Raw genomic sequence first — 13,756 nt, forward strand, 5'->3', positions numbered from 1 at the left:
CTCTCGCTTTCACGACCAGATCGGGTAACGGGTGCGGGATGGTAGATTCGACAGCCCCCACGCCAGCGCTCCGGACGGTCAGGGCGAACGACACGCTGCTTTGGGGCATGACCAATGCCGAGCGGATTCGGCGGATCGGCGTCGCGCAGGGGTTGCCGGAGGACGATGGGAATGGTCCCGTAATCCTCGCCAACCTCGCTTATGCGTTCGATCCGGTGTGGATCGCGCATCTAAAGTCGCGCCCCGGTACCGTCGTCACGCGTACCGGCGTACCTGTGCTCGCGCATGTCCGCGACGCCGATGAGCGTGCGCGGATGACCGCGGCGATGCTCGGCGAAGCGCCGCTGGTGACCGGGCTGACGGTGATCGCCGCCGAGGCCGAGGAAGGCATCCTCAACGAGGCGCTGCGCAAGCGCGAGCGCCCGTTCGCCGAACTGCTCACCCCCGCCGCCGTGCCGGCGATCGAGCGGGCGAGCTATGTCGGCGCGTACAAGGGCGTCACCGACCTGCTGACCAAGTATCTGTGGCCCGAATGGGCGCTGGCGATCACGCGGGTCTGCGCGCGTGCGGGGATCACGCCGAACCAGGTGACTGCGCTCGGATCGGTGCTGTGCATCGTTGCGACGGTGGCGTTCTGGTATGGCTGGTTCTGGACGGGCCTCGCGACCGGGCTGTTCTTCATGGTGCTCGATACCGTCGATGGGAAGCTCGCGCGCTGCACGATCACGTCGTCGAAGCTGGGGAATGCGTGGGATCACGGGGTCGACCTGGTGCATCCGCCATTCTGGTGGTGGGCCTGGGCGGCGGGGTGTGCGCCATACGGGCGACCGCTCGAGGACGGCGTGTTCTGGGCGGTGATCGGGACGATGCTGTTCGGCTATGTCGCGCAGCGGCTGATCGAGGGGGCGTTCATCGTCCGGTTCGGGATGCACATCCATGTGTGGGAGCGGTTCGACAGCTGGTTCCGGCTGATCACCGCGCGGCGCAATCCGAACATGGTGATTTTGTTTGTGGGGTTGCTAGTGACGCGGCCGGACTGGGGAATCATCGGGGTGGCGGCGTGGACGGCGATTTCGCTGGTGGTGCATCTCGTGCGGCTGGTGCAGGCGATGCTGCGCAAAGCTCGGGGTGAGACGTTAGTGAGCTGGTTGGCTTGAGGATTCGCGGGGTCGCTACCTGCTAACGCCGACCTCCCTCCCTTCCGTTCGTCCTGAGTAGCCATCGAGTAGCTGCTCTTGCAGCGTATCGAGAGGGCGTATCGAAGGACAGGTTGGCGCGCGGAACCCATGCTTCGATACGCGCCCTCGATACGCTTCTTCGAAGCTACTCGGTCGCTACTCAGCACGAACGGTTACGGCCTTGGGCCGTCCGATCCACCACAGGCAGTAGATCGCCAGAGCATACAGGAAGCGGCTATAGTCCCGCCGTCCCGCACGGTGATCGGCGAACACCTTGTCGACCGCGCCGGCGCGCCAGATGCCCTGCTCGCGCACGCCGCTGTCGCGCCAGAGCTGTTCGGCATAGGCCCCGAAATCGCCTGCGAACCACGCCGCCAGCGGCATCTGGAACCCCTGTTTCCGGCGGTCGAGAATCCCTTCCGGCAGCCACGGCGCGATGGCTTGGCGGATAACGTATTTGCCGATTTTGCCGTGCAGTTTCATGTCTGCAGGCATTGACAAGGCAAGGTCGACCATCCCCTGCCCTAGCATCGGCACGCGAACCTCGAGCGAATGCGCCATGCTCGCGCGATCGACCTTGGTCAGCATCGCGCCGGGGAGGTTAAGCGCGAGGTCCGCCAAGCCGAACTGCTCCAGCGTGTCGGTCGAGATCGCGTCGGGGTCGGGGAAATATTCCGCGACCAGCGCGGCGATCCCGCCCTCCTCCTCGGCGATGAACTCCGCCGAGAAGATCTCGCGACGAAAGGCTTCGTTCGTGATCTGCGTCTTGGCGAAGAATCGCGCGATGCCGTTCGGGAGCGCGGCGCTACCGGTGGTTTTCCGCCAGCGTTGTAGCACCGCGTTCGCGTGGCGCGACGGCAGGGTCGGCACCGCGTCGAGCGCGCGGGCGAGATGACGCAGCGGTGCCGGCAATGCGCCAATCCGTCGCTCGGTCGCATGCCGCTTATACCCGAAGAATAGCTCGTCGCCGCCATCGCCCGACAGCGCGACCTTCACCTCCTGCGCGGCGATCTGGCTGACGTACCAGGTCGGCACCGCGGAGGGGTCGGCGAACGGCTCGTCATAGCAATGCTGGACCTCGGGCAGCATCGCCTGCGCATCCGCGAGTTCCAAGGTGCGCGTAACGTGGTGGCAGCCGAGATGCCGCGCTATCGCCTCCGCATGCGGCGATTCGTCGAAGCGCGGGTCCGGGAAGCCGATCGTGAAAGTGCGGACCGGGCGGTCGGAGACCTGCGCCATCGCCGCGACCACCGCCGACGAATCCACGCCGCCCGACAGGAACGCGCCGACATCGACGTCGGCGACCATCTGCTTGCCGATCGTGTCGAGCCATTCGTTGCGGAACCGCGTGATCCACTGCGCTTCCGACAAAGGCTCGGCGGGATGGTAGGCCGGCGTCCAATAGGCGCGCATCGTCGGCGGTCCGCTCGCGTCGACAGTCATTACATGACCCGGCGGCAAGGTGCGAACCTGCGCATAGATCGAACGCGGGGTGCGGACATGGCCGAAGCTGAAATAATCGTGGAGCGCGCGGTGGTCGACGTCGAACGCCATCTCCGGCAGCAACGTCAGCGTCTTCAACTCGGAGCCGAACGCGAAGCCGGCAGCCTGGTCGGTATAGTATAGCGGCTTGATGCCGATCGGGTCGCGCGCCAGCGTGAGCCGTCGGGCGTGCGTATCCCACACCGCGACCGCGAACATGCCGTCGAGTCTTGCCCAGACATCGTCGCCCCAGCGTTCATAGCCGGCGAGGATGACCTCTGTATCGCCCGCGCTGTCGAACACCCGCCCCAACGCCTGCAACTCGCTCCGCAATTCGCGGAAATTGTAGATTTCGCCATTGAAGACCAGCACATAGCGGCCGTCGGGCGAATGGAACGGCTGGTGCCCGCCCTCGATGTCGATGATGCTCAGCCGGCGCATCCCGAAGCCGAAGTCGCCATCGGTGATCACGCCCTGGTCGTCGGGTCCGCGGTGCAGGATCGTATCGCACTGCGCGGTAATGAGGCGGGGCGAGACGACACCGCCACCTCGTGCGTAAAGGCCGGCAATTCCGCAGATGACGAACGATCCCTCGCATGACGGCAGCACCGCCGCCCGGACGCGCGCGGTCTAGGAGCCGCCCGGCGCTTTGTCACCTTCGGGCGCGCCGGCCCCTTCTTCACACCTCACGGCCCCCGGGCACCTTGCCGCACTCGCCGTCGCGCTCTAGGGGCCGATCGCAGATGGTTCAGGACCCCGCTCCTTCTCCGGCCCCGGCGGATGCGCCGGCACGTGCCGGCACGACCGGGATTTTCCGGGCGGCGGCGCGCAACCTCGGCTGGCTGCTCGCCAGTCGCAGCGTGCTGGCGATCCTGTCGCTCTTCTATCTCGGGTTCGCGACACGCACGCTGGGCGTGGTCGATTTCGGCCGGTTCGCGCTGATCTCGGGCGCAGCGCAGGCGCTGGCGACCTTCGTCGGCTTCCAGACGTGGCAGATCATCGTCCAATACGGCGTCGAGCCGATCCAGCACGGCGACACGCCCAGGCTCGCGCGGCTGCTCCGGTTGTCGGCGATCCTGGACATCTGCAGCGCGCTAGTCGGCGCCGCGCTGACCGTGGCGATCCTGTTCGCGTGGAGCGACGGGTTCGGCATCCCGCCCGACCTGATGCGCGACACGCTGATGTTCGCGGTGGTGCAGTTGATCACGATCCGCTCGACCCCGCTCGGCATCCTGCGGCTGCGCGACAAATTCTCGTTGTCGGCGGTGGCGGACAGCATGACGCCGATCATGCGCTTCGTCGGCGCGGGCGCGGCGATGATCTTCGAACCGACGATCCGCGGCTTCATGCTCGCCTGGGCGGTCGCCGAGATCGTCACCGCCGCGACCTATTGGATCATGGTCGCGAAAAGCGGCGATCTGCGCCTGCTCGCGAGCGGCCGCGGCACCTGGCGGCAGGTCCGCGACGAGAACCCCGGCATCGTCCGCTTCTCGCTCAGCACCAACGCGAGCGCGACGCTGGGCCTGTCGAGCAAGCAGATCCCGCTGCTCCTGGTCGGCGCATCGATCGGCCCGGCGGCGGCGGGTGCGTTCCGGTTGGCGACTCAACTAGCCCAGGCATTGGCGAAACTGTCGCAGATGTTGTCGCGCGCCGCCTTCCCCGAGATCGTCCGCGCGGTCCGCACCGCCGAGCCGTCACGCCTGCGCCGTATCCTGATCCGGACGATGCTCGCCAGCACCGCTGCCGCGCTCGTCATCCTCGCCATCGTCGCGATGGTCGGCGAGCCGATCCTGAAGCTCGTTGGCGGCAAGTCGTTCGTCGGCGCCTACCCGGTGCTGTTGTGGCTCGCCGCCGCGGGATGCTTCGACCTTGCCACCGTCAGCCTCGACACGGTTATGACCGCGCTGCACCGCGCGGGCACGGTGTTCGCGATCCGAGCGGTCGGCGTCGGCTTGCTGTTCGTGGCGGCGTTTGCGTTGATGCCGACATATGGCTCGGCAGGGATTGCCGCTGCGGTCGCCTCCGGATCGGTTGCGGTGGCAATCCTGCTGGGCTTCGCGGCGGCACGGATGACGCGGACACCGGACCGGGCATAAGCCCACAGAGCGACCGGCGTTTGCGATAACGCCGCGTTCACGTCGCAAATGTCATCTGCGCGCCGCTCTATCGCCACTATTTTCGGGTCTTGGTCTAGCGATGAACTACGCATTCCTTATCGCGCTCGGCGCGGCGACCGCGCTCGCGCCGGTTCAGGCCCGGGCCGTCGAGACCTGCGAAGGCGCGCCGGGCAACGGCAACGCCAAGCTGATTCTCGAGGCGATGACACTGCACAACACCGCCGGCGAAGTCGCATTCGCGATCTATCCCGACGACAAATCCCGGTTTTTGGCAAAGGGTGCGAAGGTGGGACGCGCTCGCGTATCTGCCGCAAACCCGCACGCCTGCTTCTGGATGAAGCCCGGCCATTATGCGATCGCGCAATATCACGACGAGAATGGCGATCATAAATTCAACCGGACGTTGCTCATGCCAAAGGAGGGCTTCGGCTTTTCCAACGATGCACCAACCTCGATCGGACTGCCGTCGTTCGACGCGGTCCGCACCGCCTTGCCCGCATCCGGCGCCGTCGTGCGGATGAAGATGCGGTATCGCGGATAATTTGCGTCCGGACTGCGACCGACGCGGAACGGAAATCCTACTGACACAAATTTGTAGCGGTTCTGTACCGTGACGGGTATCCCTATATCGTGGCTGATGCTGTTTCGAACTTTGATGCCTTTGGCGGGCAATCGCTCTCCCCTCCGGTGGTGCCCGCGTGGCTGCCCGAGGGGATGTTCGATTCCGCTGCCTTGGATCGGCCGGGCGTGAACCCGCGCGAGGCTGCTGCGAAGATCCGTACCGGGATCATCTGCAACCCCAAGAGCCATCGTAACCGCAGCAGCGTCGAGGCGACCAAGCCCTTCCTGTCGGGCACCGTTCTGGCCGTCACGCCGCGCACGCAGGACGAGCTCGCCGAAGTCCTGACCGATTTCGCACGCCACGGCATCGAGCTGCTCGTGATCGACGGCGGTGACGGCACGATCCGCGACGTGATGACCGCCGCCGCGCGCGTCTGGACCGGCGCCGCACCACGCGTCGCGATCGTCCCCTCGGGCAAGACCAACGCGCTCGCGCTCGATCTTGGTATCCCCGATAGCTGGACGCTCGATCAGGCGTTGACCGCGGCACGCCATGGGCGCGTCAAATTGCGCAGTCCCGTCGAAGTGATCCGCAAGGACAGCGGCGCCAAACTATGTGGCTTCCTGTTCGGCGCGGGCGCGTTCGTCGACGCCACCGCGCTGGCCCAGCGGACGCACCGCGCCGGCGCCTTCAACGGCGTCGCGGTCGGGCTCGCATTGTGCTGGGCGATCCTGCAGACATTGTTCGGTGGCGCTAACAGCGCGTGGCGTGCGGGCAACCGGATGCGGATCCGCTTCCAGTCGCGCGGCGACGAGGGCGTACACGCCGCTGGCAAGCACGCCGATACCGATCGCGCGCGCTACATCCTGCTCGCCTCGACGCTGAAGCGCATGCCGATCGGCATCCGTCCGTTCGGCGTCCCTCGCGCCGGGCTGAAGACTCTGTTGGTCGATGCGCCGCCACGCTGGCTCGCCGCTGCGACGCCGTTGATCGTCGCTGGCTCGCCCGCCGCATGGCTCGACCGCGCGGGCTATCACCGGATCGATTCGCCAAGCTTCGACCTGTCGATCGACTCGGGATTCATCCTCGACGGCGAAGTCTATCCCGGCGGCGACCTGACCGTCCGCGAAGCGCGCGCGCTCAGTTTCGTCGTCCCGTGATCACGCTCGGCGACGTCGTCCGCCGCCAGTTGCACGTCCCGACCATCCCCGCGGTACGCGACGTTGCGGCGTTGCTGGCGGAAGGATCGGACGACATCGTGGCGGTGCTGTTCTACGGCTCGAACCTGCGCACCGGCGCGACCGAAGGCGTGCTCGACTTCTACGTGCTGACCGCTGGCCCACCCGAGCGCGGCATGTGGCCGACCGTCAGCTACCGCGAGTTCGACCTGCACGGCGAGACGCTGCGCGCGAAGATCGCCACCATGCGGCTGGCAACCTTCGCGAAGGCGGCGGCGGCGCGGACGCTCGACACGACGATCTGGACCCGGTTCGTGCAGCCCTCCGCACTCGTCTGGGTGCGCGATCCGGACACCGCGAGGCAGGTTGCCGAGGCCATCGCCGACGCGGCCAAGTCCGCCGCGCGCTTTGCCGCCGCGCTCGGCCCCGAGTCGGGCACCGCAGACGAGTATTGGCGCGCGCTGTTCCGCCAGACCTATGCCGCGGAACTCCGCGTCGAACGCAAGGGTCGCGAGGGGCAAATCCTCGGCTTCGATCCAGTGCGCTATGCCGAACTCCTCCCGCTGGCGTGGACCGCCGACGGCATCGCCTTCCGCGACGAGGCCGGCATGCTGAAACCCGACCTGGCGCCGGCACGACATCGCGCCCTGCTTCAGGCCTGGGCACGCCGCCGCCGCGCGGGCAAACCGCTCAACATCGCTCGCCTGGTACGCGCTGCCTTCACCTTCGAGGGCGCCGCGCGCTACGGCATCTGGAAGGTCGAGCGCCACACCGGCGTCGCCGTGCCGCTGACCCCATGGCGTGAGAAGCATCCGATCCTCGCGGCACCCGGTGTACTATGGCGGGTCTGGCGCGCGCGAGCGCAGACGAGTGAAAAGACGGTATGAGCAAAGGATTCAACGCGCTGATCCTCGCGGGATCACGCGGCGGCGTCGATCCGGTCGCGGCCTATGCGGACGTATCGCATAAGGCGTTGATCGTGCTCGATGGCCAGACCCTGCTCGCCCGTGTCGCGCAGGTGCTGCATGAGGCCGGCGCAACGCAGATCGCGGTCTCGGTGTCCGACGACACGGTCCGAGACGCTGCCACCGCGCTTGGCCTCACTGTCCTGACCGCCGCATCCGGCCCCAGCCGCAGCGTGCGTGACGGGATCGAGGCGCTCGGCACCCCGCTCCTCGTCACCACCGCTGACCATGCACTGCTCCAGCCCGAATGGATCACACGCTTCCTCGCCGACGTACCGGCAAACGCCGACGTCGCCGCCCTGCTCGCACGCCAGGACGTGATCGAAGCCGCCGCGCCTGGCACAAAACGCACCTTTCTCCGCTTCGCCGATGGCGCGTGGTCCGGGTGCAATCTGTTCCATTTCACCACGCCACGCTCGGTCGCCGCGCTCGATCTCTGGGTGCAGGTGGAGGCGGATCGCAAGCGGCCATGGCGGATCGTCCGTAGGCTCGGAATCGGCACGCTGTTCCGTTACATGTCGGGTCGCCTGACATTGATCGCTGCCCTCGCGCACCTCGGACGTCTCGCCGGCCTGAACGCCGCAGCGGTGGCCAGCCCGTTCGGCCTCGCCGCGGTCGATGTCGACAAGCCGGCCGACCTCGACCTTGTCCGAGACCTGATCGCCCGCCGCTAAGGTCCGTACACCGCGAACGACGACGTCGTCTTTCGCGGAGAAATTGCCTCAAGCTACCGCTCCCCCCTGTCCCCGAACCGCCGCTTGGTGCAAAGCGCGGCGCATGCAGACGCTAGCGACCCACACCGCCCCGACCGTAACCAGTTCGCCTGCGATCGGCATTTACGGCAGCGCCGGTCGTATGGGCCGGGCTATCGTTGAAGCGATTGAGGCCGCCGGCGCATCGCTTGCCGGTGGCGTCGACGCGCGCGAGGACCCGAACCCACTCGCCCGTACTGCCGACGTGCTGGTCGATTTCTCGACGCCCTCCGCGGTCGAGGCGCACCTCACCGCTGCGCGCGCGGCTGGTACCGCTATCGTGATCGGCACCACCGGCCTGTCGCCGCAGCATCAGTCGATGATCGACGACGCCGCCGCCGATATCGCGATCCTCCAGACCGGCAACACCTCGCTCGGCGTGACCCTGCTGGGTATCCTCGTCCGCGAGGCCGCCGCGCGGCTCGGCCCCGACTGGGACGTCGAGATCGTCGAGATGCACCACAAGCACAAGGTCGACGCGCCGTCGGGCACCGCCCTCCTGCTCGGCGATGCCGCCGCCAAGGGCCGCGGATCGTCACTCGCCGAACTCCGGGTCGACAGCCGCGCCGGCCTTGTCGGCGCGCGCACCGAAGGTACGATCGGCTTCGCGTCACTCCGCGGCGGATCGGTGATCGGCGACCATAGCGTGATCTTCGCGGGTGAAGGCGAACGAATCGAACTCAACCACCGTGGCGACGATCGCTCGATCTTTGCACGAGGGGCAGTACGCGCGGCGATCTGGCTCGCCGGTCAGCCTGCCGGCCGGTACCGGATGGGCGACGTGCTCGGGCTGTGATGCGGTGAAAAAAGCCGACGTCATCGAGTTCTACGCGCGTCTGGCCGAAGCCGATCCGCACCCCGAAACCGAACTCGAATTCGTCAACCCGTATACGCTGGTCGTCGCCGTCGCGCTCTCCGCGCAGGCCACCGATATCGGCGTCAACAAGGCCACGCGTGCGCTGTTCCGCGAGGTCGATACGCCGGAGAAGATGGTTGCGCTCGGCCTCGATGAGCTGAAGCGCCACATCAAGACGATCGGCCTGTTCAACACCAAGGCGAAGAACGTCATCGCACTCTCGCAGATGCTGATCGACGATTATGGCGGCGAAGTCCCGAACGATCGCGCGGCACTGGAGCGACTGCCCGGTGTCGGACGCAAGACCGCGAACGTCGTGCTCAACGTCGCGTTCGGCGCCGAGACGTTCGCGGTCGACACGCACATCTTCCGCGTCGGCAACCGCACCGGCCTCGCCCGCGGCAAGACCCCGCTCGCGGTCGAGCTGAAACTCGACAAGGCGACTCCACAGCCATTCCGTCTCCACGCGCATCACTGGCTGATCCTGCACGGCCGTTATGTCTGCAAGGCGCGGACGCCCGAATGCTGGCGCTGCATCGTGAGCGATCTGTGCGCATACAAACCCAAGACGCCGCTGCCAAAAAGCAGATCTGCCACGAGTTCGTCACCCCAAGCGGTCATTCACACACCGACTGAAGAGCCCTGATCGCGAAAACGTCTGGCGTCCCCCGTTTCGCTTTGCTAGGCGGGCCATCCGGCACCCGTAGCTCAGCTGGATAGAGCGCTGCCCTCCGAAGGCAGAGGCCACTGGTTCGAATCCAGTCGGGTGCACCAAACGTCATTTATTTTCTCCTGATTTCAATGCCTTAGCGGCATCTTTGGCTAACCTTTCAGCAAGGTTAGCCAAAAGCTTGTCGGCGGCGGTGTCTGAAAGGGTGCGTTGATCGGCCGCAGCGGTGTATCGTGCGACCTCGCTGTCGGTCGTGTGACCGGTCCACGCCTTGATCTCTTGGTTCGAACAACCTGCCTCGGCGAACCGCCGCGCCGCGGCCTTGCGGAGCCCGTGGGCTGAGCAATTCGGCAGGCCGGCCTCGTCGCACCACTGGCGAAATTTGTTGCCGAAACCCTTCACCGAGAACTGCTTGCCGAACTCAGTGACCACGAAGATCGCGCCGACCGTCGGCGTCGCAAGAATAGATTCCGCGAGGCCGGGCATGATCGGCAGCGAGACGAAAACCTTCGTCTTTTCCTGGGTAAGTTCGAGCCGAGTATCACGGACGCTTGCTGGGCCCATCTTGCGGGCGTCACCGCCGCGCTGGCCCGTCCAGATCATCAGATCAAACGCCAGCCGCGCGACCGTACCGATCGGGTGGCGCCGCTCGAAAGCCGCGATCTCTTCCTCGGTCCAACTGTGGAACCCTCCGCCGCTAACCTTGAAGGGGCGCGTGACTATGGCCTCGGCATCGGTCGCCAGCGCGACCACGCCGGGGGTCGAAGTCGTGGCCGGTGGATTAAGGAAGCTGGTGTTGCCGAACGTGATCTGATTGGCGGCGACGTCGAGCAGCGTGGCGTCGATCGCGAGCAGCAGCAGCGCGCCCGCCGACTTCTCGATGATCGGTGCGGCCTGCCCATAGGAGGCGAACAGCGTCCCGTCCGTCAGGTACAGAGCGAGGCTGCGCACTGTGTAGGTGTCGGCGCTTTCGTCGCGCACAATCAGGTGGATGACGTCGGCCGCGACGCCTGCACCCGAGATAGTCGCGATGCGCTTCACCTCGCCGGGCAGCGCGGCGGTGTTCGCCGCGGCGACGATCGCGGTCGGTGCAACGCCTACGGATGCGATCCGCACGGCGTTGGTGCCGTCGCGGGCGGCGTTGACGAGCGCGGCGCGGCCGGCGTCGGTGATGCGTAGAACGATCGACATGATCTCTCCGGGTCAGGCCGCTGGTGCGGTCATGGTGAGGCGGGCGAAAACGGCAGGACGCGCGGCTGCGATCGGCACGATGCCGGCGGTGGCGTTGAGCGCCTGGCTAAAGGTAAAGTGCGAGCGAACCGGCTTGGTGCGGTAGACCTCGGCGATCACGGCATCGACGAAGGCAGCATCGACGGGAGCGCCGGTCTGGTCGGTGATGTTAAGCAGCAGGTTGAACGTGTGCGGGTCGCCGGGCGGCGTCATCTGCCACCATTCGCGAAGCGCAACGGATCCGCCGAAGGACTCGACGACGTCGCGGACCGATGACGCGGTGCCCTTGCGGCGTTGAATCGGTAGGGCTTGGCGAACGCGCGCGCGTTTGATCGTCTCCGACCAGTCGCTCGACCAGCTATCGATCGATAGCGCCCATGCGAGATAGGGCAGCAACTCGACCGGGCAGGTATCGGGGTTCCAGAGCGAGCGCAGGGGCACCGGAACCTCCGCCAGTTGCGCCATGCTGGCCTCGACGGCGCGCTCGAGCGCGGTCGCGTTGGGCGGGAGTAGCGTCACTCGCCAAGCCCGGCGTGCACGACGTTGGTGGCGGTGCACCAGCCGGCCTGCGTCCGATCGAGAACGACGTCGGCCGCAGGACTGGTCAGGACGACGTTCTGTACCCCCTCGACGTGGAGCGCGGCGAAGATCCCCGACCGCGTGATGTCGCGGCCGAGGCAGTGCGAGTTGGCGATGTAGGCGGCAAGGCGTGCGCGAGCCTCGGCGATGACAATCGAGCCATCCGGTCCGGCGAACGTCCTTATCGAGGCATCGACCCCATACTGGATGATCTCCGCCGACTGGATCGTGACATAGTCCGTCAGCGGGCGGCGGGTCTCAGCGGAAACATAGGCAAGGACTGCGGCAAGCAGCGCTGCCGAGGCGACGCCGGTACCGGCGCGGGCGAGGATCGTGATCCGCACCTCGCCGGTGGCCGGGCTGGTCGCGCTGGCGTCGAGAACGTCGGAAGACGCCGACAGCGAATGGAAGATGTATGCGCCCTCGGGACCGGCGACCGAATAGCCCTCCGGTGCGAGGACGAGGCGACGGCGAAAATCCTCGTCGCTTTCGAGTACTGCTGCCGCTCCGGTCTGTTCGTTGGCCGGCGTGATGACGAGCCGGGCCACGCCCATGAGCGCGGCGAGGTTATCCAGATCCGCCCCGATGGCATATGCCGGCATGACCGCGCGCGCTGCATCGTTCACGCGAGCGCGCAGCAGCATCTCACGGTAGGCTGCTACCTGCAGGAGTTTGACCGCGGGATCGGACTCAACCGTTGCATCGAAATCGGGAACCAGCGCCACCGATTGCGCCAGCATCTGCCCGTAGATCGTATCGAAATCGAGGGTCTCGACGATCGTCGGCGCGGGTAGGCGCGATAAATCGACAGCGGTGAAAGTGGACGGCTCGGCCATCCGGCCATGTCGTCGGTCAGCTCATGGCAGCGCCATCATGTTCGGGTGTGAGATCGTTTTTCACACTCGCGCTTCACGTCGGATATGGGAGGAAAGCAAACCGTCCGCTTTGGAGGCCACACCCCAGGAAACCCACCACTGAACGGGTATCCCAGATGCATCAATATTTTGCATCGCTGGAGCCCTCGGTTTCCTGCTGTTTTTGCGCTGATGCGAAATCCGTGAGTTTTGCATCACGTATCGCGGCCGTTCGGCGATGCTAGGTGTCACCAAACGACCGCGTCACGCTTAGCTACGCTTCTGGCAGAACCTGATGCGGTTTCCGAAAGGGTCATGCACCTCCATCTGATCGCCCCAGGGCTGTCGTATAATGCCGGGGCGGCCATAGCCGTATTGCTTCGAGATCAATTCGGCGTTGAATGCCCGTACACCCACCATCCAAACGAACGCCGTCGATCCTGGGCTGGCATCCCCATGATGCTCCGATAAATGAAGCTCGAGTCCGCTCCGCTCCACCGCCATATACAGGGGAAGATCGGGTTCGTGGCGCTGTTCCAGCGTCACCGCAAAGCCAAGAAAATCGCAGTAAAATTCCCGCGCCTTGACCACATCGAAGATGCGAAGGATCGGTATCGCCTGATGGAAGGATACGCCATCTGGCGGGATTGGTTGCAACTTCGCCGCAGCCGTATTCCAATCCTGATGGCCCAGTTCGGCCGCAATGAGTTCGAGGCTGATGGAGTGTGTTATATCGACGGCACGCTCAGCGAGCGCCGAACGCAGTCGTTTTGCCATTCCCTTGGCTTGATCAATAGTCGGCATGATAGTTCCTCGCGCCGGCAACGGGTCATCGGTGCTCGCATTGCCGATCCATCGCCGGGCGGATTATCCGGTGAAGATCATACCTCGATGCCTTCACCTTATCCTTGCGGACGCGAGCGGCTGGCGACATCTGCCATCATCAAAATGGCAGAGGCCGGATGTGGCTGTCAACGACTCCCCCAAAGGCGCTGATGCAAAACTTTTGATTTTTTTATCACGAACGACCGGTTTTCTTAGTGCCGACCAACGATCGGCCATGCGGCTCCGCGCTGCACGACGCGTCCAAAAAATCGTGACGGCTACTGCTATTGCTCGAAATGGAATGTTCGCAATGGCCTCAGTCCTACCCCGAAAGGCAGTCTCAACTACGAACGCAGCGCTCACGACGAGAAGCCAAATGACGAGTGGATGGGCAAGGAATCGACGTGACACCTCTTCTGCTAACACGCCGCCCCCGCATGCGCTATTGAGCGGAAGCGGTATGGCCGGAAGGGAATGAAAGCCGCCCGTCCGTTTTCGGGCGCTCAGA

Annotated in this window: 13 protein-coding genes and 1 tRNA gene; 9 read left to right on the forward strand and 5 right to left on the reverse strand. The window is 65.6% G+C overall.

Features of this window, described 5'->3' with window-relative positions; translation table 11 throughout:
• The first annotated feature begins 38 nt into the window (after window positions 1–38).
• Window positions 39–1,157 (forward strand): CDP-alcohol phosphatidyltransferase family protein, encoded by a 1,119-nt coding sequence (locus tag C8J46_RS13965; protein ID WP_132740287.1) that lies wholly within the window; start codon window positions 39–41, stop codon window positions 1,155–1,157.
• 177 nt (window positions 1,158–1,334) lie between these two features.
• On the opposite strand, the gene asnB is transcribed toward C8J46_RS13965, so the two are convergent.
• Window positions 1,335–3,269: an asparagine synthase (glutamine-hydrolyzing) gene (gene asnB, locus C8J46_RS13970; protein ID WP_243643392.1), complete on the reverse strand. Its 1,935-nt coding sequence runs from the start codon at window positions 3,267–3,269 to the stop codon at window positions 1,335–1,337.
• Between the two features lie 134 nt (window positions 3,270–3,403).
• Here asnB and C8J46_RS13975 point away from each other — a divergent pair, with 134 nt between their 5' ends.
• From C8J46_RS13975 to C8J46_RS14010, 8 genes are all read left to right on the forward strand, one after another.
• Window positions 3,404–4,756 carry a lipopolysaccharide biosynthesis protein gene (locus C8J46_RS13975; protein ID WP_132740290.1) on the forward strand — a complete coding sequence of 451 codons (1,353 nt, stop codon included), beginning with the start codon at window positions 3,404–3,406 and terminating at the stop codon, window positions 4,754–4,756.
• Between the two features lie 100 nt (window positions 4,757–4,856).
• Complete coding sequence (locus tag C8J46_RS13980; protein WP_165886553.1) at window positions 4,857–5,318, forward strand: DUF2141 domain-containing protein; 462 nt, start codon at window positions 4,857–4,859, stop codon at window positions 5,316–5,318.
• Between the two features lie 89 nt (window positions 5,319–5,407).
• Window positions 5,408–6,499: a diacylglycerol kinase family protein gene (locus C8J46_RS13985; RefSeq protein WP_132740293.1), complete on the forward strand. Its 1,092-nt coding sequence runs from the start codon at window positions 5,408–5,410 to the stop codon at window positions 6,497–6,499.
• Window positions 6,496–7,404: a hypothetical protein gene (locus tag C8J46_RS13990; RefSeq protein WP_347812383.1), complete on the forward strand. Its 909-nt coding sequence runs from the start codon at window positions 6,496–6,498 to the stop codon at window positions 7,402–7,404. The genes C8J46_RS13985 and C8J46_RS13990 overlap by 4 nt, the downstream gene beginning before the upstream one ends.
• Entirely contained in the window at window positions 7,401–8,156 is a 756-nt protein-coding gene (locus C8J46_RS13995) for a nucleotidyltransferase family protein (RefSeq protein ID WP_132740296.1), read from the forward strand. Before C8J46_RS13990 ends, C8J46_RS13995 begins: the two co-directional genes overlap by 4 nt.
• Window positions 8,157–8,259: 103 nt before the next feature.
• Complete coding sequence (gene dapB / locus C8J46_RS14000; RefSeq protein ID WP_132740298.1) at window positions 8,260–9,030, forward strand: 4-hydroxy-tetrahydrodipicolinate reductase; 771 nt, start codon at window positions 8,260–8,262, stop codon at window positions 9,028–9,030.
• 4 nt (window positions 9,031–9,034) lie between these two features.
• Window positions 9,035–9,736: an endonuclease III gene (gene nth / locus C8J46_RS14005; RefSeq protein ID WP_132740301.1), complete on the forward strand. Its 702-nt coding sequence runs from the start codon at window positions 9,035–9,037 to the stop codon at window positions 9,734–9,736.
• Between the two features lie 51 nt (window positions 9,737–9,787).
• A tRNA-Arg gene (locus C8J46_RS14010) sits at window positions 9,788–9,864 on the forward strand.
• Between the two features lie 4 nt (window positions 9,865–9,868).
• Here C8J46_RS14010 and C8J46_RS14015 read toward each other — a convergent pair.
• From C8J46_RS14015 to C8J46_RS14030, 4 genes are all read right to left on the reverse strand, one after another.
• Window positions 9,869–10,951, reverse strand: a complete 1,083-nt coding sequence (locus C8J46_RS14015; RefSeq protein WP_132740304.1) for a tyrosine-type recombinase/integrase — start codon at window positions 10,949–10,951, stop codon at window positions 9,869–9,871.
• 12 nt (window positions 10,952–10,963) lie between these two features.
• Complete coding sequence (locus tag C8J46_RS14020; protein ID WP_243643393.1) at window positions 10,964–11,509, reverse strand: phage tail protein I; 546 nt, start codon at window positions 11,507–11,509, stop codon at window positions 10,964–10,966.
• The gene (locus tag C8J46_RS14025; protein ID WP_132740306.1) at window positions 11,506–12,405 is read right to left on the reverse strand and encodes a baseplate J/gp47 family protein; all 900 of its coding nucleotides are present in this window, start codon (window positions 12,403–12,405) and stop codon (window positions 11,506–11,508) included. Before C8J46_RS14025 ends, C8J46_RS14020 begins: the two co-directional genes overlap by 4 nt.
• 288 nt (window positions 12,406–12,693) lie before the next feature.
• Window positions 12,694–13,227 (reverse strand): glyoxalase superfamily protein, encoded by a 534-nt coding sequence (locus C8J46_RS14030; RefSeq protein ID WP_132740309.1) that lies wholly within the window; start codon window positions 13,225–13,227, stop codon window positions 12,694–12,696.
• Window positions 13,228–13,756: the final 529 nt, after the last annotated feature.

Source organism: Sphingomonas sp. PP-F2F-A104-K0414, assembly GCF_004340945.1.
GTDB lineage: Bacteria > Pseudomonadota > Alphaproteobacteria > Sphingomonadales > Sphingomonadaceae > Sphingomonas.

What these genes read in the sequence shown, in the direction of transcription:
- C8J46_RS14030 (WP_132740309.1), bottom strand. Translation starts at nt 13,227, where the DNA reads ATGCCGACTATTGATCAAGCCAAGGGAATGGCAAAACGACTGCGTTCG.
- C8J46_RS13975 (WP_132740290.1), top strand. Translation starts at nt 3,404, where the DNA reads ATGGTTCAGGACCCCGCTCCTTCTCCGGCCCCGGCGGATGCGCCGGCA.
- C8J46_RS14025 (WP_132740306.1), bottom strand. Translation starts at nt 12,405, where the DNA reads ATGGCCGAGCCGTCCACTTTCACCGCTGTCGATTTATCGCGCCTACCC.
- C8J46_RS14015 (WP_132740304.1), bottom strand. Translation starts at nt 10,951, where the DNA reads ATGTCGATCGTTCTACGCATCACCGACGCCGGCCGCGCCGCGCTCGTC.
- dapB (WP_132740298.1), top strand. Translation starts at nt 8,260, where the DNA reads ATGCAGACGCTAGCGACCCACACCGCCCCGACCGTAACCAGTTCGCCT.
- C8J46_RS13995 (WP_132740296.1), top strand. Translation starts at nt 7,401, where the DNA reads ATGAGCAAAGGATTCAACGCGCTGATCCTCGCGGGATCACGCGGCGGC.
- C8J46_RS13965 (WP_132740287.1), top strand. Translation starts at nt 39, where the DNA reads ATGGTAGATTCGACAGCCCCCACGCCAGCGCTCCGGACGGTCAGGGCG.
- C8J46_RS13980 (WP_165886553.1), top strand. Translation starts at nt 4,857, where the DNA reads ATGAACTACGCATTCCTTATCGCGCTCGGCGCGGCGACCGCGCTCGCG.